This is a genomic window from Streptomyces sp. SD15 (assembly GCF_054462255.1).
In genome coordinates this window covers 133,934-153,109 of the sequence record NZ_JBTLMO010000006.1, presented here as the reverse complement: position 1 = coordinate 153,109, position 19,176 = coordinate 133,934, and the positions used below count along the sequence as shown (strand labels likewise).

At 71.0% G+C, this 19,176-nt stretch carries 17 protein-coding genes and 1 pseudogene; 5 read left to right on the top strand and 13 right to left on the bottom strand.

Translation table 11 applies throughout. The features are described from left to right. Window positions 1-93 precede the first annotated feature (93 nt). A complete protein-coding gene (locus tag ACX28W_RS08455) occupies window positions 94-1,245 on the bottom strand; it encodes a glycoside hydrolase domain-containing protein (protein ID WP_458998123.1) in 1,152 nt (383 codons plus the stop codon). Between the two features lie 177 nt (window positions 1,246-1,422). Here ACX28W_RS08455 and ACX28W_RS08450 point away from each other — a divergent pair, with 177 nt between their 5' ends. Then, a complete protein-coding gene (locus ACX28W_RS08450) occupies window positions 1,423-1,479 on the top strand; it encodes a trp operon leader peptide (RefSeq protein WP_071528813.1) in 57 nt (18 codons plus the stop codon). 118 nt (window positions 1,480-1,597) lie between these two features. Continuing rightward, window positions 1,598-3,478: an anthranilate synthase family protein gene (locus ACX28W_RS08445; RefSeq protein ID WP_458998122.1), complete on the top strand. Its 1,881-nt coding sequence runs from the start codon at window positions 1,598-1,600 to the stop codon at window positions 3,476-3,478. Here the strand turns inward: ACX28W_RS08445 and ACX28W_RS08440 are convergent. From ACX28W_RS08440 to ACX28W_RS08420, 5 genes are all read right to left on the bottom strand, one after another. Beyond that, on the bottom strand, window positions 3,430-4,425 hold the full coding sequence (locus tag ACX28W_RS08440) for a 2-hydroxyacid dehydrogenase (RefSeq protein ID WP_458998121.1): 996 nt from the start codon (window positions 4,423-4,425) through the stop codon (window positions 3,430-3,432). The two genes, ACX28W_RS08445 and ACX28W_RS08440, sit on opposite strands and share 49 nt — an antisense overlap. A 453-nt stretch (window positions 4,426-4,878) precedes the next feature. After that, on the bottom strand, window positions 4,879-5,907 hold the full coding sequence (locus ACX28W_RS08435) for a 6-phosphofructokinase (protein ID WP_458998120.1): 1,029 nt from the start codon (window positions 5,905-5,907) through the stop codon (window positions 4,879-4,881). Window positions 5,908-6,072: 165 nt separating this feature from the next. After that, window positions 6,073-6,720 carry a response regulator gene (locus ACX28W_RS08430; protein ID WP_458998227.1) on the bottom strand — a complete coding sequence of 216 codons (648 nt, stop codon included), beginning with the start codon at window positions 6,718-6,720 and terminating at the stop codon, window positions 6,073-6,075. A gap of 53 nt (window positions 6,721-6,773) precedes the next feature. Further along, window positions 6,774-8,000 (bottom strand): MacS family sensor histidine kinase, encoded by a 1,227-nt coding sequence (gene macS / locus ACX28W_RS08425; protein WP_458998119.1) that lies wholly within the window; start codon window positions 7,998-8,000, stop codon window positions 6,774-6,776. A 33-nt stretch (window positions 8,001-8,033) separates the two neighbouring features. Next, entirely contained in the window at window positions 8,034-8,771 is a 738-nt protein-coding gene (locus tag ACX28W_RS08420; protein WP_458998118.1) for a lysophospholipid acyltransferase family protein, read from the bottom strand. Window positions 8,772-9,020: 249 nt separating this feature from the next. Here ACX28W_RS08420 and ACX28W_RS08415 point away from each other — a divergent pair, with 249 nt between their 5' ends. Beyond that, window positions 9,021-9,839 carry an alpha/beta hydrolase gene (locus ACX28W_RS08415; RefSeq protein ID WP_458998117.1) on the top strand — a complete coding sequence of 273 codons (819 nt, stop codon included), beginning with the start codon at window positions 9,021-9,023 and terminating at the stop codon, window positions 9,837-9,839. Further along, window positions 9,832-10,455: a hypothetical protein gene (locus ACX28W_RS08410; RefSeq protein WP_458998116.1), complete on the top strand. Its 624-nt coding sequence runs from the start codon at window positions 9,832-9,834 to the stop codon at window positions 10,453-10,455. The genes ACX28W_RS08415 and ACX28W_RS08410 overlap by 8 nt, the downstream gene beginning before the upstream one ends. Before the next feature lie 107 nt (window positions 10,456-10,562). On the opposite strand, the gene ACX28W_RS08405 is transcribed toward ACX28W_RS08410, so the two are convergent. From ACX28W_RS08405 to ACX28W_RS08380, 6 genes are all read right to left on the bottom strand, one after another. Beyond that, window positions 10,563-11,363: an endonuclease/exonuclease/phosphatase family protein gene (locus ACX28W_RS08405; protein ID WP_458998115.1), complete on the bottom strand. Its 801-nt coding sequence runs from the start codon at window positions 11,361-11,363 to the stop codon at window positions 10,563-10,565. A 510-nt stretch (window positions 11,364-11,873) separates the two neighbouring features. Beyond that, window positions 11,874-12,827 carry an ROK family glucokinase gene (locus ACX28W_RS08400; RefSeq protein WP_458998114.1) on the bottom strand — a complete coding sequence of 318 codons (954 nt, stop codon included), beginning with the start codon at window positions 12,825-12,827 and terminating at the stop codon, window positions 11,874-11,876. A gap of 54 nt (window positions 12,828-12,881) precedes the next feature. Continuing rightward, a complete protein-coding gene (locus tag ACX28W_RS08395; RefSeq protein ID WP_458998113.1) occupies window positions 12,882-13,352 on the bottom strand; it encodes a DUF5304 domain-containing protein in 471 nt (156 codons plus the stop codon). 103 nt (window positions 13,353-13,455) lie between these two features. Continuing rightward, complete coding sequence (locus tag ACX28W_RS08390) at window positions 13,456-14,625, bottom strand: ArsA family ATPase (protein WP_458998112.1); 1,170 nt, start codon at window positions 14,623-14,625, stop codon at window positions 13,456-13,458. Between the two features lie 131 nt (window positions 14,626-14,756). Beyond that, the gene (locus ACX28W_RS08385; RefSeq protein ID WP_458998111.1) at window positions 14,757-15,197 is read right to left on the bottom strand and encodes an SRPBCC family protein; all 441 of its coding nucleotides are present in this window, start codon (window positions 15,195-15,197) and stop codon (window positions 14,757-14,759) included. A 107-nt stretch (window positions 15,198-15,304) separates the two neighbouring features. Further along, window positions 15,305-16,102, bottom strand: coding sequence for a metallophosphoesterase family protein (locus ACX28W_RS08380; RefSeq protein ID WP_458998110.1), 798 nt, complete (start codon window positions 16,100-16,102; stop codon window positions 15,305-15,307). Window positions 16,103-16,397: 295 nt separating this feature from the next. Between ACX28W_RS08380 and ACX28W_RS08375 the strand changes: the two genes are divergently transcribed. Further along, entirely contained in the window at window positions 16,398-18,194 is a 1,797-nt protein-coding gene (locus ACX28W_RS08375) for an AMP-dependent synthetase/ligase (protein ID WP_458998109.1), read from the top strand. A gap of 239 nt (window positions 18,195-18,433) precedes the next feature. Here the strand turns inward: ACX28W_RS08375 and ACX28W_RS08370 are convergent. After that, window positions 18,434-19,123, bottom strand: a pseudogene (locus ACX28W_RS08370) (GMC oxidoreductase); the annotation flags it as partial. Window positions 19,124-19,176: the final 53 nt, after the last annotated feature.

Genomic DNA, 19,176 nt, shown 5'->3' with positions numbered 1-19,176 from the left:
TTGAGACGGGCAGCGCTCGATCGGGAGTGCTCCGGGCGTCCCCGCGAGGGGTCCGCGCGGCCGCCCGGAGCAGGCATGTTGCTGATCCACCTGCTAATCCACGTCGAGCCGGTCCCGGTCGATGGAGATCGTCACGCCGCCGTGGGTCTCGGTCGTGTCGCCCTCGTACTGGTGAACGCGCTGGTGGTTGGCCCACAGGCTCGCGGGAATCGTCGGATCGGCGGTCGTCGGCAGGCCGTTCCAGCGGGCGAAGTGGATCACGTCGGGCAGGGTGATGCGACTGCGGTTGGTCACCACGTCGGTGACCAGGGACGAGGTGCTGCCGTACGCGCCGGAGCGGTAGCCCAGTGTGTGCAGGCGCTCGGTGTACGCGTCGAGGTAGGACAGCACCTGGCTGGTCACGGTGGGGTCGGGGTCGTAGTGCTCCAGGTCGTTGTAGATCACCGTGCCCTTGTCGAAGCCCAGCGCGGCCGCCTGCCGGGCCGCGTCGTCGGCGGCTGCGATGCCCTCCGGCACGGGGTTGGTGATCGGCACGCAGCTCCCCGTGCAGCTGCCCCCGTCGGCGGAGGGTTGCCGGCCGACGTACAGCGGGAAGAACCGCCAGCCGTTGGTGTACTGCGTCCGCAGCCATCCGGCGGTGAGTCTGGGCTGGGCGCAGGCGCGGTTGATCCCGCCGATGTAGACACCGACGGCTCCGTAGTCGGAGTCGTCCCGCCAGGCGTCCATCGCCGACTGGCCCGGCGCGGTGCAGGCGTCGAAGCCCTCGCCCCGGAAGGACGTCGCGTCGACGGGGAGGGGCGCCGCGGCGGGCGCCCCGGCGGTCGGCTCGGCCTGCGCGGCGGCGACGGGCAGACCGGCGCCGCGCAGGATGTCCCGGATCCGCTTACGGTCCTGCCCGTACGCGGCGGTCACGGCGATCCGGTCGGCGGTGACCCGGTAGGTGCGGGCGGTGCGGTTCTCGGTGGCGGTGCTCCGCACGGCGGCGGTGGGCTGGATCAGCAGCGCTTCGGTATGTCCTGCGGCTCCCGCCGGACAGTCCTGCCGGTCGCCGGGCGTGCCGAAGTACACCGCGTGCCGGTCGAACCGGACGCAGACGTCGGGATGTTTCTCCAGGTCGACGATCTGCCAGGAGTCGGGGACGGTGAAGTCGTGGCCGCGGTAGCTGACCGTGGTCGTGTCGTCGGTTTCGGTGGCGCGGGCGGCGCCGAGCGGGCCTGCGGCGAGGGCCGCTGCCGCGGCGAACACCGTGAGCGCGCGGACGCCTCCGCGGCGGAGCTGGGATGAACGGACTGCGTGGATGGCTCACTCCTCGGTCGGGCTTGATTGCCATGCCATCCATGGCCGGTGACCGGGCAGTCCGAACGTCGCGCGCGATCGGTTCACGCTGTTGCCCGACCCTCGACGTCGGGTAAGGTGCGGCGCATGTTCGCGCACTCGACCCAGAACTGGTGGTGGACCGCTCATCCGGCGGCCCACTGACTGCGCGTACGCAAGACTTCGCGAAGGCCGCCCGAGGGGCGGCCTTCGGTGTTTCCCGGGGTCGTTCCTCTCCCAGCGCCTCTCCCCATGAGCTCTCTGAGTGAGAAGGAACAGACCGATGAACCTGCTCGACCTGCTGGACGATCCCCGTCCGTTCGCCCTGCTGCGCCGCCGCACTCCGGGCCACGACCACGAGACCGTGGAACTGCTGCTCGGCCCGGTCGGCACCTTCGACCGTCTCGCCGACCTCCCCGACGAAGGCCTCGCGCTCATCCCGTACCGGCAGATCCGGGAACGCGGTTTCGACGTCCGCGACGACGGCACCCCGCTCGCGGCGCTGATCCCCGAAGAGAGGTACGAACTGCCGCTGGAGCAGGCGCTGTCGGAGCTGCCGACGCACGATGTGCGGGTCGAGGGCGGCGGCTTCGACGTCGCCGACGAGGAGTACGCCGACATCGTCGGGCGCGTGCTGCGCGAGGAGATCGGACGCGGCGAGGGCGCGAACTTCGTCATCCGGCGTACGTACGAGGGGGAGATCCCGGGGTTCGGGAGGGCCGACGCCCTTGCTCTGTTTCGTCGGCTGCTTGTCGGGGAGCGCGGCGCGTACTGGACGTTCGTGGTGCACACGGGGGAGCGCACGCTGGTGGGGGCGAGCCCCGAGGTGCATGTGCGGATGTCCGGCGGGACCGTCGTGATGAACCCGATCAGCGGGACGTACCGCTATCCGGCCGAGGGACCCTCCGTGGACGGCCTGCTCGGCTTCCTCTCCGACGGCAAGGAGATCGAGGAGCTCTCGATGGTCGTCGACGAGGAGCTCAAGATGATGTGCACGGTCGGCGACATGGGCGGTGTCGTCATCGGGCCGCGGCTGAAGGAGATGGCCCATCTCGCGCACACCGAGTACGAGTTGCGGGGGCGGTCCTCGCTGGATGTCCGGGACGTCCTGCGCGAAACCATGTTCGCGGCGACCGTCACCGGGTCACCGGTGCAGAACGCGTGCCGGGTGATCGAGCGGCACGAGGTCGGCGGGCGGGGCTATTACGCGGGGGCGCTGGCCCTGATCGGGCGCGATGCGGGCGGGGCCCAGACCCTCGACTCCCCCATCCTGATCCGGACCGCCGACATCGACGCGGGCGGTCGGCTGCGGGTACCGGTCGGCGCCACGCTCGTACGGGGATCGGATCCGGCGGGCGAGGTCGCCGAGACGCATGCGAAGGCGGCGGGGGTGCTGGCGGCGCTGGGGGTCGTGGAGAAGAGGCCGCGCGCCGAGGGCGTACGGGCGAAGCTGGCCGACGATCCGCGGGTGCGGGCGGCGCTGGACGGGCGGCGGGACTCGCTCGCGCCGTTCTGGCTGCGGATGCAGGAGCGGTCCGAGGCGCTTCAGGGGCACGCGCTCGTCGTGGACGGGGAGGACACCTTCACGGCGATGCTGGCGCATGTGCTGCGGTCGTCGGGGCTGGAGGTGACCGTGCGGCGGTATGACGAGCCGGGGCTGCGGGAGGCGGTTCTCGCGCACCGGGGGCCGGTCGTGCTGGGCCCGGGTCCGGGTGACCCGTCGGACGTGGCCGATCCCAAGATGCGGTTCCTGCGGGCGCTCACGTCGGAGGTCGTCCAGGGGCACCGGCACGGCGTGTTCGGCGTCTGCCTCGGCCACGAGCTGATCGCGGCGGAGCTGGGCCTGGAGATCGTACGGAAGGAAGTGCCGTACCAGGGCACGCAGACGGAGGTCGATCTCTTCGGCCGGGCCGAGACGGTCGGGTTCTACAACAGCTTCGTGGCGCGCTGTGATGCCGAGGGCGCGGCGGAGCTGGCTGCCCATGACGTCGAGGTGAGCCGCAGTGACAGCGGAGAGGTGCACGCGCTGCGCGGGCCCGGGTTCGCGGGGGTGCAGTTCCACCCCGAGTCGGTGCTGACGCTGAACGGGACCGCCGTCGTACGGGAGCTGATCGGTCAGCTGGTGGGCACCAGCACGTTCTCCGAGCGGCGGCCCGCCGTGTAGTCGAGGACGTTGCGCACCGTGGTGTCGATGATCTGGCCGACGGCGTCGGCGGTGTAGTACGCCTGATGGGAGGTGACCAGGACGTTCGGGAACGTGACGAGGCGGGCGAGGGTGTCGTCCTCGACGGCCTCCAGGGACTTGTCGAGGAAGAAGAGCCCCGCCTCCGCCTCGTACACGTCGAGGCCGACGCCTGTGAAGCGGCCCTCGCGCAGTTCGGTGACGAGGGCCTGGGTGTCGATCAGGCCGCCGCGGCTGGAGTTCACCAGGATCGCGTCGTCCTTCATCGCGCGCAGCGCGGCGGCGTCGATCAGGCGCTGGGTTTCCGGCATCAGTGGCACGTGCAGGGTGACCAGGTCAGACTCGGCGAGGAGCTCCTCCTTGGGAACGTACTTCATACCGAGGTCGAGGCAGGTGGGGTTCTCCGCGACGTCCCAGCCGAGCAGGTTCATACCGAAGCCGCGGGCGATCCGGGCGAACGCCTCGCCGATCTTGCCGGTGCCGAGGATCCCGGCCGTGCGGCCGTGCATGTCACGGCCCATCAGCCCGTCGAGGCGGAAGTCGAAGTCGCGGGTGCGGGTGGCGGCGCGCACGATACGGCGGTTGACGGCCATGCCGAGCGTCCAGGCGAACTCGGCGACCGAGTACGGCGAGTAGTACGAGACCCGGGCGACCGTCATGCCGAGGCGCTCGGCGACCTCGAGGTCGATGTTGTTGAAGCCGGTGGAGCGCTGGGCGATCAGCTGGGTTCCGCCGGTCGCGAGGGTCTGGAGCACCCGGTGGCCCAGTCCGCAGTTGACGCTGGTGGAGACGGCCTCGTATCCGGCCGCGATGGGAGCGGTGTCCTCCGTCAGGAAGACGTCGAGGCAGCGGACCTCGTGATGGCCCGCGAAGGCCTTCTCGAGCAGGGGCCTCTCGTCGGACTGGACACCGAAGGCGAGGATTTCCACGGGGCCCTCCCGGGGGGTGCGGGGGCATTACGGGGGTGCGGGGGCATCGCGGGTGCGAGGGCTTACAGGGGGTGCGGGGGCTTTAGAGGGGGTGCGGGGGCTATAGGGGGTGGGCGGGGCTTACAGGAGGTGCGCGGGGCTTTATAGGGGTTGCGGGGGCCTTACGGGGTTACGCGGGGCTTGGCTGGGAGCTTCACGGGGTTTCACTGGGCTCTTCGCGGTGCTTTCGCCATCCTTCCCGTTCATAGCCACCGGCGCAGCCGCTCGGCCAGGGCGCGGCCCTGCGCCGGGCGACGGTCGCGGCAACCAGCGCGATCAGCGCGATCAGCGCGGCCGGGCACGAAGGCCGCATCGAGGCGGGCCCGGGACGCGGTGAGCGTGTCGCGCGTGGACATGGACAGCAGCCACAGGCGCGGCGGCCCGGGGGCCGGCAGGCCCCCGGGCCGGCGTGGGTCAGCCGAAGAAGACGCCTACCTCCTCGTACAGCTTTGGGTCGACCGTCTTCAGTTTGGCTGTGGCCTCCGAGATCGGGACACGGACGATGTCCGTGCCGCGCAGGGCGACCATCTTGCCGAAGTCGCCGTCGCGGACAGCGTCGATGGCGTGCAGCCCGAAGCGGGTGGCGAGCCAGCGGTCGAAGGCGCTGGGCGTACCACCGCGCTGGACGTGACCGAGAACCGTGGTGCGGGCCTCCTTGCCGGTGCGCTTCTCGATCTCCTTGGCCAGCCACTCCCCGACGCCGGAGAGGCGGACGTGGCCGAAGGAGTCGAGCGAGCCGTCCTTGAGGACCACGTCGCCGTCCTTGGGCATCGCCCCTTCGGCGACGACCACGATCGGGGCGTACGAGGCCTTGAAGCGCGAGGTCACCCACGCACAGACCTGCTCGACGTCGAAGCGCTGCTCGGGGATGAGGATGACGTTCGCGCCGCCCGCGAGCCCGGAGTGGATGGCGATCCAGCCCGCATGCCGGCCCATCACCTCCACCACGAGGACCCGCATATGCGACTCCGCGGTGGTGTGCAGGCGGTCGATCGCCTCCGTCGCGATGCCCACGGCCGTGTCGAAGCCGAAGGTGTAGTCGGTGGCGGAGAGGTCGTTGTCGATGGTCTTCGGTACGCCGACGACATGGATGCCGTACTCGTCGGCCAGACGCGCGGCGACGCCCAGGGTGTCCTCGCCGCCGATCGCGATGAGCGCCTCGACCTCCTGCTTGGCGAGGTTCTCCTTGATCCGGCGGATGCCGTTCTCCTGCTTCAGGGGATTCGTGCGCGAGGAGCCGAGGATGGTGCCGCCGCGGGGCAGGATGCCGCGCACGGCGGGGATGTCGAGCCGGACGGTGTCGTTGTCGAGCGGCCCGCGCCAGCCGTCCCGGAAGCCGACGAAGTCGTAGCCGTACTCCTGTACGCCCTTGCGGACGACGCCTCGGATGACGGCGTTGAGTCCGGGGCAGTCGCCGCCTCCGGTCAATACTCCGACCCGCATGGAAAATCCCTTCGCCGCGGTTGCCTGATGGGACTCACGCTAATAGTGATCCAGGTCACTCCGGCATGGGGCGGAACGGCAATTCCGGTGAATTGTGCGGGTGTTGATCAGTCTCTTTCACTCGAAGGTGGGTAGGCGTCAGGTTTACGCCTCGGTCCGTGAGGTTTACGCCTCGTCCAGGCCGCGCTCTATGGCATAGCGCACCAACTCCACGCGGTTGTGGAGTTGCAGCTTGCCCAGGGTGTTCTGCACATGGTTCTGAACCGTGCGGTGGGAGATGACGAGGCGCTCGGCGATCTGCTTGTAGCTCAGGCCCTTGGCAACCAGGCGCAGCACCTCGGTCTCGCGGTCGGTGAGCTGCGGGGCCTTGGGCTCGTCGGCACCCGCGGCGGGCACGGGCTCGGAGGCGAGTCGGCGGTATTCGCCGAGGACCAGACCCGCGAGGCCCGGTGTGAACACCGGGTCGCCGACGGCCGTACGGCGCACCGCGTCGGTCAGCTCCTCCGTGGACGCCGACTTGAGCAGATAGCCGGTGGCACCGGACTTCACCGCTTCCAGCACATCGGCGTGCTCACCGCTGGCCGACAGGACGAGGACGCGCAACGCCGGGTTGGCGCCGACCAGTTCCTTGCAGACCTGGACGCCGGGTTTGGCGGGCAGGTTCAGGTCGAGCACGAGGACGTCGGGCGCGGCGGCCCGGGCGCGGCGCACCGCCTGCTCGCCGTCGCCCGCGGTGGCGACCACGTCGAAGCCGGACGCGGCCAGGTCGCGGGCGACGGCGTCGCGCCACATGGGGTGGTCATCCACCACCATGACCTTGATCGGGTCCTCGCCCACGCGCTTCTCCGTCCCCGCCATGTCCGTCATCACTGCTCCGCCTTCCCCCGTGCGACCTTCGATCGCGCAATCTTCGGTACCGTCAACTCGACCTCCGTGCCCTGGCCCGGGACCGAGATCAGTTCGGCCGCGCCGCCGATGTCGCGCAGCCGGCCGCGGATCGACAGGGCCACGCCGAGCCGCCCCTCCCCCTCCGCCTGGTCGAGCCGTCCCTCCGGGATGCCCGGGCCCTCGTCGCGGACGGTCACGATCACCGCTTCCGGCTCGTCCTCGACCAGGATCCAGGCCCGGGCGCTCTCGCCGACATGCTTGCGGACATTGTCCAGGGCGGCACCGACAGCGCCGGCCAACTCCCTGGCGGCGGCCGGGGCGAGCGGCACCGGGGCGCCGGGCTCGGAGAGAGTCACGCGCGCGGTGACGTACGGGGCGAGCAGCGCGCGCAGGTCGACGGGGCCCTCGTCGTCCGGCTCGTCGACAGCTCGTACGACCGCTCCGAGCGCGGCGTCCTCGGAGACCCGCGAGACGGGGACCATGCCGCCCGAGACCAGCGTGCGCAGCGCCACTTCCTGCTCGCCGGCCATCCGGCCCAGCTCCGCGGCCTCGCCGCCGAGCGTGGAACCGCGCCGCTGCACCATGGCGAGGACCTGCAGGACGCCGTCGTGGATGTCGCGGGCGAGGCGCTCGCGCTCGCGGGTCGCGGCCTCGATCTCCAGGGCACGGGCGAGGGTGCGCTCGGAGGCACGGGCGACCTCGACGACGTATCCGATGGCGATGGAGGCGACCCAGACGAGGATCACGTTGTGGACGGTGTCGCGGGTCGGGGCGCCGCGCTCGACGACGTTGGCGACCGCGACGAGCGTGGAGGCGAAGGCCGCCCAGCGCCAGCCGCCCTTGACGGCGAACGCCAGCACGGCACCCGCGGTCCATATCGACGGGAGCGTCGGGCCACCCGCCACTATCCGGTCGTGCGCGTCCGCGACGGGGGTGAGCAGGATGCCGGTGAGCGCGACGGTGAGGTCGAGGGCGAGGAAGCGCTTGGTGCAGCTCGCCGCGTTCGCGACCCTGGGCAGGGTGGCCACCGTCCAGCCGAACAGGACGACGTAGTACGCGACGGCGACCCAGGGGCGGACGAACTCGCCGTGCGCGCTGACGAACAGCCCGATCGCGTACAGCATCGTCAGTACGCGATACGCGGTGAGCGCACGCCACAGCGGCTGCTCGACCGACATCCTGATGACTCTCTCGCGCTTGGTCATGTCCCCCACCCCCACCACCCCGAACGGACGCGTCTAAGAGCTCGACCGTTCCTCGTGGGCCGCCTTCGCGGCTTCCTTCAGCGCCTGCTTCTCGGCCTTCGCCTCGTCCGCGATCTGCCGTTTGGCGGCGGTCGCGTAGATGTCGACGTACTCCTGGCCGGAGAGCTTCATGATTTCGTACATGACCTCGTCGGTGACCGCGCGCAGCACGAAGCGGTCGTGCTCCATGCCGTGGTAGCGGCTGAAGTCGATCGGCTTGCCGATGCGGATGCCCGGGCGCATCAGCTTGGGCATCACCTTGCCCGGCGGCTGGATCTTCTCGGTGTCGATCATGGCGACCGGGATGACCGGGGCGCCGGTGGCGAGCGCCACGCGCGCGAGGCCACCCGGCTTGCCGCGGTAGAGGCGCCCGTCGGGCGAACGGGTGCCCTCCGGATAGATACCGAACAGTTCACCGCGCTCGATGACGTCGATGCCGCTCTTGATGGCCGCCTCGCCCGCACCGCGCGCGCCGGAGCGGTCCACCGGGAGCTGGCCGACGCCCTTGAAGAACGCGGCGGTCATCCGGCCCTTGATGCCGGGCGTCGTGAAGTACTCGGCCTTCGCGATGAAGGTCACCTTGCGGTCGAGGACCGCGGGCAGGAAGAACGAGTCCGAGAACGACAGATGATTGCTTGCCAGGATGGCGGGGCCCTCGGCGGGTATGTTCTCGAGGCCTTCCACCCAGGGCCTGAAGGCGAGCTTCAGCGGCCCTCCGATGGAAAACTTCATTGCGCCGTAGATCAACCGAATGCCTCCTGTGTCGTCGCTCAGACCTTAACCCGGAGCAGTGCCAAAGGCCCCGACGACCCTGGTCGGTGTCAGTGCGGTCGCGTACGGTGAAGTACGCCTCGAACCTTCGGGGCGGCTTCCCACGGCTTTCCACCGCCTTGCTTGTGCCGCCTTGCCCCGCTCGTAGGCCCGCTTGTCCGCCCGCTTGTCCGTTCCTTGTCCGCCCACCTGATGAACAGGAGACCGAAGGTGCCGGTCCTGCCTGGAGCCGAGCCGTTCCGCCACGAGGGCGGAGAGGTCGGCGTCCTCCTCTGCCACGGTTTCACCGGTTCCCCGCAGTCGCTGCGCCCCTGGGCCGAGTATCTCGCCGAGCGCGGTCTGACCGTCGCGCTGCCCCTGCTGCCCGGGCACGGCACGCGCTGGGAGGACATGCAGCTCACCGGCTGGCAGGACTGGTACGCGGAGGTGGACCGCGAGTTGCGCGCCCTGCGGGACCGCTGCGCGCAGGTGTTCGTCTTCGGCCTCTCCATGGGCGGCGCGCTGACCCTGCGGCTCGCCGCGAAGCACGGGGACGCGGTGAGCGGGATCGTCGTCGTCAACCCGTCGATCAAGGTGCACGGGGCGTCGGCGCACGCCCTCCCGGTGCTCCGCCATGTCGTGCGCACGGCGCCCGGCATCGCGAGCGACATAGCCAAGGAGGGCGCCACGGAGCTGGGCTACGACCGGGTGCCCCTGCACTCCGCACACTCCCTGCGGAACTTCTTCCGGATGGTCGACGGCGAGCTGCCCCAGGTCACCCAGCCGATGCTGTTGCTGCGCAGCCCCCAGGACCATGTGGTGCCGCCTGCGGACTCGGCCCGCGTCCTCGGCCGGGTGTCGTCCACGGACGTGACGGAGATCCTGCTGGAACAGAGCTACCACGTAGCGACGTTGGACCATGACGCGGACCGGATCTTCGCGGAGAGCTACGCGTTCCTCGGCCGGCTCGCACCCAGTGTCGGCAAGGAGTCCGGCGCGGGTCAGGTCGGTCAGGCGGGTCAGCAGGAAGGGACGGCCACTGGTGGCTGAGCACGACGCGGAGCGCGGCGAGCCCGACGAGAAGGGCGTACCCGTCGGCGAGCCTCTCGGTGAAGAGCAGAGTGTGCCGTTCGACGAGGACGCCGTCTGGCAGTCGATCGTCGCGGGGTACGGCGAGGAGCCGCCGGACCCGCCCGGCGCGAAGCCGTTCAAGTCGGTCGAGGACCTGGCGCTCCTCGACCCGACGCCGAACGACGCCCCCGACGGCGCGGACAAGCCCGAGCCGGGTGACAAGGCCGGGGACCAGCCCGCTGCGGCGAAGCCCCTGGGCAGCTCCGTCGCCTTCGCTCCCGGCGTCGGCGGCCCGCGCGACTATCAGGCACCCGAGCCCTCCGAGGACGACCTCGACGAGGGCGACGAGGGCCACTTCGTCCCGCCCGAGCCGCCCCCGCTGCCCGCGGCCGACACCACAGCCAAGTTCGCCTGGCTCGCGGTCATCGGCGGACCGGTCCTGCTCCTGCTGGCCGTTCTCCTCGGCTGGGACATGACCTGGTGGCTCGCCACCGTCGGCATCGGCGGGTTCCTGGGCGGCTTCGTCACACTGGTGGCACGTATGAGGCCCGACGACGAGGACGGGGACGATCCGGGGCGGGGCGCGGTGGTCTGACGGCCCCCTTCCCACGTCGTACGAGGGCCCGCCCGGAAGCACTCCGGGCGGGCCCTCGGCGTCAGGGCGGACGCGGCAGCGCCTCTGGGCGGGCCGGCGGACCGGGCTCAGGCCACAGGTACGCGCAATGCCGCCAGCACGGGCAAGTGATCCGACGCAGCCCTCAAGTCTGCCTCCGTCACACCGGCCTGGCCATGGGAGTCCCCCCGCTCGAGCGGAGCCGAGAGTGGGGGAGGCACCCCGCAGCCCAGGACTTCGATGCCCCGCGTGGCGAAGATCGCGTCGATGCGCTGGTGGGGGGCGGCGGGCGTCGAGGTGTGCTCCCCGCCCCAGGGAGCGGTGGCCCAGCAGTCCTGGAGCTCGGCGGCGAGGCGCTTGAAGGTCCGGCCGCCGGGGCGTTCGTTGAGGTCGCCGCCGACGACGGCGTGCGGGGTGCCGAGGGCGGCGAGGCGGTCGAGGAGCAGCCCGCCCTGCTCGTCACGCTCGTCGTTCTGGAGCGAGAGGTGGCAGCTCAGGACGCCGAGGCGGGCGCCTCCGAAGCGCACGACGGCGGTGGAGAAGCCGCGGCGGTGCAGGCCGGGGGTGAGGGGCAGGAGGACATCCTCGGTGTGTTCGACGGTGGCCCGCAGGGAGCAGAGCAGGGCCGGGCCGGAGGATGTCGCGCCGCCCGACAGGATCACCTGCCCGGACGCGGCGGCCAGCCGGGCCAGCTTCTTGCGCCAGCGGAAGAACCGCGGGGCCTCCTGGACGAGGACCAGGTCGGGGGCGCAGGCGCCGATCACCCGGGCGAGTGCGTCGGTGTCGTCGCGCATCGAGCGGATGTTGTAGCTGAGAACCCGGATGACGGCGGAGCCGTCGGGTTCGGTGCGGGGGCTGGGCAGCGGACTGGCGGAGGGGCTGGTCGGCATGGCGATCAAGATACGGGAGCGGTTCGTTGTGGGCGCCGGAATTCCGCGGATGGTTCGGTGGGTGCGGGTTCGTTGTGGCTGGTCGCGCCCACGCGGCGGAGCCGCATATGTCACAGCCCCGCGCCCCTGTCGGGGCGCTGTACGCAACGCCCGCCGATCACCGGCCGTCGGAGCGCTGTACGAAACACCCACCGAATCCCCGTAAGGGACACCGCACGGAGACCCGCCGATCCCCGGCAGGGACAGGCACCGTACGCCGACTCCCGCCAGCCCCGGCAGGCACAGGCACCGCACACCGACCCCCGCCAGACCCGGCACGGACAGGCACCGCACACCGACCCCCGCCAGACCCGGCACGGACAGGCACCGCACACCCACTCCCGCCAGACCCCGCAGGGACAGGCACCGCACACCGACCCCCGCCAGCCCCCGCAGGGGCACCGCACGGCAGCGCCCGCCGGGCCCCGGAAAGAGGCGCGGCGGGCGTTGGTGTGTGGCAGGACGTGGGGGTCACATGATCGGGTCGGGCTCCCGGGCCAGGTCCGCCGCGCCGACCAGGCCCGCCTTGTTGCCGAGCTGGGCGGCGATGACATCGGCCACGGGCCGCCAGTTGCCACCGACGAGCCAGCGTTTGTACGACTTACGGATGGGGTCGAGGACCAGCTCGCCCTCGTCCGAGAGGCCGCCGCCGACGATGAAGGCGGACGGGTCGAAGAGCGAGGCCAGGTCGGCGAGGCCCGCGCCGGCCCAGCGGGCCAGCTCGCGGTAGGAGTCCACCGCCACCGGGTCGCCCTGCCGTGCGGCCACAGAGATGTGCTTGCCCTCGATGCCGTCGGGCGTGCCGTCGCCCAGCGCGAGCAGTATGTCGGCGTGCTCGGGGGTCGCGTTGGCCCGCTGCTTGGCGTAGCGGACGAGGGCGCGCCCGGAGGCGTACTGCTCCCAGCAGCCCTGCGAGCCGCAGCCGCACAGCAGGCCGTCCGGCACCATCCGGATGTGGCCGAACTCGGCGGCCACGCCGAAGTGCCCGCGGCGCAGCTTGTTGCCGATGATGATGCCGCCGCCGAGGCCCGTACCGAGGGTGATGCAGATGACGTTCCGGTGGCCCTTGCCCGCGCCGAACTTGTACTCGCCCCACGCCGCCGCGTTCGCGTCGTTCTCGACGACGACCGGCAGTCCCACGCGCCCCTCGACCTCGGCCTTGAGCGGCTCCTGGCGCCAGTCGATGTTCGGCGCGAAGTAGACCGTCGAGCGCTGGCGGTTCACGTATCCCGCGGCGCCGATGCCCACGCCGACGATGTCGTGACCCGCGCGCGCGCCCTCCACGGCGGCGGCGATGGCGTCGATGATGGCCTGCGGAGTGGTCGGGGTCGGCACCTTGTGGGTCGAGAGGATGTTGCCTTCCTCGTCGACCACACCGGCCGCGATCTTCGTGCCGCCGATATCGACGCCGATGGTGAGTCCCATGAATCCCTCAGTTTCGGTCGAGCCCCGCTACGGCCAACCGTACCCGAGGGGCCTTTAGTCCAAGTCAATCCGCTCCCCCGGACCGGTGCCCTCGTCGCGAGGGCCCGGGTCCCGGGTCGTCCAGCGCCGCTCCTGTGCCTCGACGGCCGAGCGGTAGGCGGCGAGCAGCTCGGAGCCCGCGGCTGCGAGGTGGTCGAAAACATCCGGGTTGCGCTCTATGACCGGCTCGACGGCCGCCTTGGCCTGCCGCACGACCTGGCTGACCATCTGCTGGGCCGTGCCCGAGGCGACCGCGCCGAACAGCGGCGACTGGAGCCCGGACAGCTTGTCGGCGAGGGCGTCGACGAGCTTGCGCAGCTCCTCGGTGGCCGAGCCCGGCGGCGGTCCGTACTGGGCGCGGCGGCGGGCCTGCTCCGCCGCAAGGTCTTCGGCACACGCCTTGGCCCAGGCATCGGCGTCGGTCGCACGCGCTTCGTCGACCGCCTCCTGCGGAGCGGCGTCGGACGTCGGGCGCTCTTCGCTCATGGCGGACTCCTGCCTACGGTTCTTCCCTCCGACGTTACCCGAACGGGGGTATGCGGTTCACCGTGTACTCGGCCACAAATGGGGCCGAGTACACGGGGCCAGGTCACTTCGCGCGCGGCCACAGACCCGGGTCCGGCGTGAAACGGACCCGCAGCTCGCCCTCGCGCAGCGCCGCGCCGGCCACGGTGCAGCGGCGCAGGGCGGACGGCAGCGGCACGATCCGGCGGAACTGCCCCACGGTGAGGACCAGTTCGTCGCCGCGCCGGATCAGGTCCAGCTCCTCGCGTATCGCGCCGGGCAGCGGGATGTGCCAGACGAGCACCCCTTCGTCGGCGAGGTGGTCGACGACAGGCCACTCGACCGGGGTGGGCATCGGGTTGACGGCGGGCACGGGAAGCGCGACGAGGTCGTCGGTGCCGCGCGGGTCGCGGCCGAGGTGCGGGACCTCGTGGACGGCGTACGTCTCCTGCCACTCGTCCAGGGTCTTGCGCTGCTGGGCGGCGAGGGCGGCGAGCCAGGTGTCGCTCGTGACGTCGGGCAGGACGCGGCTCGCGACCAGGGCGTCGGCGCGCAGGCCACGCAGGGCGAGGGCGGTGGTGGCGGTGCGCACGGCGTCGGTGCCGGCCGGGCCGGGTTCGGCGACCAGCCGTACGGTCGTGGCACGGTCCTCGACGACCGCCGCCACGGCGGCCAGCTCGAGGTCCCAGCGGGCGGCCGTCTCGTACAGCCACTCGGCGGGCATCGGGAGGCCCGCGAGGCGGCCGAGGACGGGACGCAGGGCGCGGGCCGCCTGGCGCTCCGGCGGGAGCAGGCGGCGCAGATAGCGGCGGAGTTCCTCGGGCAGGGCGAGGAGGGCGAGCGCCTGCGGAGTCGGGGGGAGGTCCACGACCAGCAGGTCGTACGTGTCGGAGGTGGCCGCGTCGCGCAGGGCGCGCAGCAGGGCGAGCTCCTCGGCGCCGGGGAGGGGGGTGAGTTCCTCGGCGTCAAGGCGGGAGGCGCCGAGCAGATCGAGGGCGGTGGTCGCGCGTTCCTGGAAGGCGGTGAGGTCGTCGCGGAAGCGGGCCGCGGCGTCGGGGCGCCAGGTGGTGAGGTTCGGTGCGGCTTCGATGGGCTCCGCGCCGGTGCGTACGCCGAGGACGGCACCGAGGGTGTCGGTGCGGTCGGCGGTGAGCACCAGGGTGCGGGTCCCCTGGCGGGCGGCCTTCAGCGCGGTGGCGGCTGCGACCGTGGTACGGCCGGTGCCGCCGGGGCCGGTGATCAGGATGGTGCGCATGGGGGTGAACGCTACCTGCGTTGAACGCCCCCGCCGCCCTTGCCCTTCCCGTCCCTGGGGGCTGCGCCCCCAGACTCCCCTGTCGGCCCGAAGGGCCGCATCCGCAAAGGCCGGACGGGCCGGAAGCTGCCCTAGTGGGTTTCCTCCACCCGCTTCTTCAAGCCCGCCAGCGCCCGGTCGATGATGACCTTCTCCGCCTTGCGCTTGATCATGCCCAGCATGGGGATCTTGACGTCGACGGTCAGCTGGTAGGTGACCTCGGTGGCGCCGTTGCCCGCCGACTTCAGGAGGTACGAGCCGTCGAGGGAGCGCAGCATCTGGGACTTGACCAGGGTCCAGGAGACCTCGTGGTCGCCGGTCCAGGTGTAGCCCAGGGTCTGGTCGTCCTTGATGGCGCCGGCGTCCATGACGAGGCGCACCTGCTCGGCGCGGCCCCGCTCGTCCGTGACGAGGACCTCCGCCTCCTTCACCTCTCCGGTCCAGTCCGGGTAGCGGGCGAAGTCGGCGATGACCGCCATGACGTCAGCCGGTGCCGCCTCGATCGTGATGCTCGAGCTGGTGTGTTCCGCCATCGCGGTGGCTCCTCCAGATGCGGTCCGGTGAGGGAGGGTGGTGCGCACGTGTGTGCAGCGTGAAGGCTACCGCGCGCCCGTCCCACCCTTGCCACCCCACCTGGGGTTCACCATTCCAGGACCCACGGCGTGCCGCTGCCCGCGAAGTGTCCGACGTTGACGCACTCGGTCGCGCCGATCCGCATCCGCCGGGCGAGCGGCTGGTGAACGTGCCCGAAGAGGGAGTAGCGGGGGCGGGTACGGCGGATCGCGTCCAGCAGGGCGCGGGACCCGCGCTCGAAGCGGCGCGCCACCGTGTCGTACACCAGCTCGGGCACCTCCGGCGGGATGTGCGTGCAGAGCACGTCGACCTCGCCGACCGCCTCGATCTTCGCCGCGTACTCCTCGTCGTCGATCTCGTAGGGCGTGCGCATGGGGGTCCGCAGGCCTCCCCCGACGAAGCCGAAGACCCGGCCGCCGATCTCGACCCGCTCGCCGTCGAGGACCGTGGTACCGGGTCCGGCGTACTCCGGCCACAGAGGCGGTATGTCGACATTGCCGTACGTCGCGTACGTCGGCGTCGGGAACACGGCGAACAGCTCGGCGTACTGCTTGCGTACCGCCTGCTCGATGGCCACGGCATGGTCCATGCCGACCCCGGCCCACAGCCGCGCCCCGAACTCCCTCGCCTCCGCGAAGCGGCGGGCGGTGCGCAGCTCGACGATGCGGTCCGCGTTCGCCACGCCGAACAGGTCGGGAAAGATGCCGCGCGAGTGGTCGGCGTAGTCGAGGAAGAGCACGAGGTCACCGAGGCAGATCAGGGCGTCCGCGCCGTCCCCGGCCCGGGCCAGGTCACGCGCGTTGCCATGCACGTCACTGACCACATGAACGCGCGTGCCAGGGTTTCCGCCTCGTGTAGGTGCCATGTCGATCAAGCGTAGGCGTGTGCGGCAAACGTGAATAGAGGCGGTCGGACCTGCGGTTACTGGCAAGTCAAGAAGAGCGTGGACTACTGTGCGCGAAGGAACGCCAACCTGTGTGACGCAGGGAACATCTCACTGGCACCCCCTATCGAAAGAGGCGTACCGGTGGGTAACGTCCGGGCAGTCCAGTCGTACTCAGGATTTCAACAATGGTCTTTCTGAGTACTGCCCAAGCCTTGGACCGCACCGTCGCATCACACACCGTCGTGGCGCCGGCGCCCTATGAGGAGCAGCAGTCTTGCGCGAGTTCAGCCTTCCGGCTTTGTACGAGGTCCCTGCGGACGGAAATCTGACCGACATCGTCCGTAGAAACGCCGCGCAGCATCCCGACGTTGCCGTCATCGCTCGCAAGGTGGGCGGCGCTTGGACGGACGTCACCGCCACCGTCTTCCTCGCCGAGGTGCGGGCCGCGGCCAAGGGTCTGATCGCGTCGGGCGTGCAGCCCGGTGACCGGGTCGGTCTGATGTCCCGTACCCGCTACGAGTGGACGCTGCTCGACTTCGCGATCTGGAGCGCCGGCGCGGTCACCGTGCCGGTGTACGAGACCAGCTCGGCCGAGCAGGTGCAGTGGATACTCGGCGACTCGGGCGCGACTGCCTGCATCGTCGAGCTGGACACGCACGCGGCCTCCGTCGAGTCGGTGCGCGACCGGCTGCCCGCCCTCAAGCACCTCTGGCAGATCGAGGCCGGTGGGGTGGAGGAGCTGGGGCGGCTCGGCAAGGACGTCAGCGACGCCGCCGCCGAGGAGCGCAGCTCGCTCGCCAAGGCCGACGACCCGGCGACCATCGTCTACACGAGCGGCACGACCGGCCGCCCGAAGGGGTGCGTCCTCACCCACCGCAGCTTCTTCGCCGAGTGCGGCAACATCGTGGAGCGGCTGCGCCCGCTGTTCCGTACGGGCGAGTGTTCGGTGCTCCTCTTCCTTCCGCTCGCGCACGTCTTCGGGCGTCTGGTGCAGGTCGCGCCGATGATGGCGCCGATCAAGCTGGGCACCGTACCGGACATCAAGAACCTCACCGACGAGCTGGCCGCTTTCCGGCCGACGCTGATCCTCGGTGTGCCGCGTGTCTTCGAGAAGGTCTACAACTCGGCGCGCGCCAAGGCGCAGGCCGACGGCAAGGGCAAGATCTTCGACAAGGCGGCGGACACGGCGATCGCGTACAGCCGCGCCCTGGACACGCCCTCGGGCCCGTCCCTCGGCCTGAAGATCAAATACAAGACGTTCGACAAACTCGTCTACAGCAAGCTGCGCGCGGTGCTCGGTGGCCGCGGCGAGTACGCCATCTCCGGCGGCGCCCCGCTCGGCGAGCGGCTGGGCCACTTCTTTCGCGGCATCGGCTTCACGGTCCTGGAGGGCTACGGCCTGACCGAGTCCTGCGCCGCCACCGCGTTCAACCCCTGGGACCGGCAGAAGATCGGCACGGTCGGCCAGCCGCTGCCCGGCTCGGTGGTCCGCATCGCCGACGACGGCGAGGTGCTGCTGCACGGCGAGCACCTGTTCAAGGAGTACTGGAACAACGAGGCCGCGACGGCCGAGGCGCTGGCCGACGGCTGGTTCCACACGGGTGACATCGGCACCCTCGACGAGGACGGCTACCTCCGCATCACCGGCCGCAAGAAGGAGATCATCGTCACCGCGGGCGGCAAGAACGTCGCCCCGGCCGTGATCGAGGACCGCATCCGCGCGCACGCGCTGGTCGCGGAGTGCATGGTGGTCGGCGACGGGCGGCCGTTCGTCGGCGCGCTGGTCACCGTGGACGAGGAGTTCCTGGGCCGTTGGTCCGCGGAGCACGGCAAGCCGGCGGGCTCCACCGCGGCGTCGCTGCGCGAGGACCCGGATCTGCTGCGCGCGATCCAGGACGCTGTCGACGATGGCAACGCCGCGGTGTCGAAGGCGGAATCGGTGCGGAAGTTCCGCATTCTGTCCTCCCAGTTCACCGAGGAGACGGGCCACCTCACGCCGTCCCTGAAGCTCAAGCGCAATGTGGTGGCGAAGGACTACGCGGACGAGATCGAGGCGATCTACCGGGGCTAGGGGCTGTCCGGCGGATCAGGTCGCAGGAAAGGAACGGCGCCAAACCAGCGCAGGTGAGCGGGGCTTGGTGCGTCCAGCTGCAAGGCGGAGGAGAGCGTCGACGCGATGGGGGTCCCCCCGCTCGAGCGAAGTCGAGAGTGAGGGAGTCGGCAACCGACGACAACGCCGCAGATCGGCGCACCAGACCCCGCGTCTGCGGCATGATCCGCCGGACAGCCCCTAGACCCCGCTGAAAGCCTTCATGGCGCGGTGTCCTCGACGAGGACCCGCGCCATGGTGCGTTCCGCGAGCGCGGTGATCGTCACGAACGGGTTCACGCCGATCGACCCGGGCACGAGCGAGCCGTCGGTGACGTACAGGTGCGAATGCCCCTTCACCCGGCCGTAGTTGTCCGTCGCTTTGCCCAGCACGCAGCCGCCCAGGGGGTGGTACGTGAAGTCGTCGGCGAAGGTCTTGGCCATGCTCACCGACATCGCGCTCTGCGCCGCGGTCCAGCCGAGCTTCGCGGAGTCGGTCGCCGCGTCGTAGGTGGAGGACGCGCGCTGCGGGTTCTTGGTGATCGCCAGATAGAGGCTGCTCCAGTGCTCCAATCCGGTGGGCAGCGGGGCGATTTCGGCGAAGACGGGGTTGGCGGGGTGGTTGGCGCGGCCCGTCATCACCTTGCCGTTGGTCCCCCAGCCGGTGCCGACGCTCGCGTCCAGGGCGGGCAGCGCGCCCGTCTCCCGGACCCGCTCCAGGGTGTGGATGGTGGCGGTGCCGGCCGCCTCGCGCTGCATGTGGGCGAAGTCGTAGACATTCGGTACGAAGGTGGTCTTCAGGCCGGTGTTCTGGGCGTGTTTGCGGGAGACCCGGGCGAATTGGCCCCACTCCGTGGACTCGAACCAGGTGGGGTCGACCGTGTTGACGCCGGCGCGACAGGTCGCCGATGGTGCGCAGTGCTCCACCCGCCGCACCACCCCCGAAATCAACAGGGGCGCGGGGC

Bases quoted from the DNA above. Each gene is read 5' to 3' on its own strand.
- ACX28W_RS08445 (WP_458998122.1), top strand. From the start codon at position 1,598: ATGAACCTGCTCGACCTGCTGGACGATCCCCGTCCGTTCGCCCTGCTG.
- ACX28W_RS08435 (WP_458998120.1), bottom strand. From the start codon at position 5,907: ATGCGGGTCGGAGTATTGACCGGAGGCGGCGACTGCCCCGGACTCAAC.
- ACX28W_RS08430 (WP_458998227.1), bottom strand. From the start codon at position 6,720: ATGGTGGTGGATGACCACCCCATGTGGCGCGACGCCGTCGCCCGCGAC.
- macS (WP_458998119.1), bottom strand. From the start codon at position 8,000: ATGACCAAGCGCGAGAGAGTCATCAGGATGTCGGTCGAGCAGCCGCTG.
- ACX28W_RS08420 (WP_458998118.1), bottom strand. From the start codon at position 8,771: ATGAAGTTTTCCATCGGAGGGCCGCTGAAGCTCGCCTTCAGGCCCTGG.
- ACX28W_RS08405 (WP_458998115.1), bottom strand. From the start codon at position 11,363: ATGCCGACCAGCCCCTCCGCCAGTCCGCTGCCCAGCCCCCGCACCGAA.
- ACX28W_RS08400 (WP_458998114.1), bottom strand. From the start codon at position 12,827: ATGGGACTCACCATCGGCGTCGATATCGGCGGCACGAAGATCGCGGCC.
- ACX28W_RS08395 (WP_458998113.1), bottom strand. From the start codon at position 13,352: ATGAGCGAAGAGCGCCCGACGTCCGACGCCGCTCCGCAGGAGGCGGTC.
- ACX28W_RS08390 (WP_458998112.1), bottom strand. From the start codon at position 14,625: ATGCGCACCATCCTGATCACCGGCCCCGGCGGCACCGGCCGTACCACG.
- ACX28W_RS08385 (WP_458998111.1), bottom strand. From the start codon at position 15,197: ATGGCGGAACACACCAGCTCGAGCATCACGATCGAGGCGGCACCGGCT.
- ACX28W_RS08380 (WP_458998110.1), bottom strand. From the start codon at position 16,102: ATGGCACCTACACGAGGCGGAAACCCTGGCACGCGCGTTCATGTGGTC.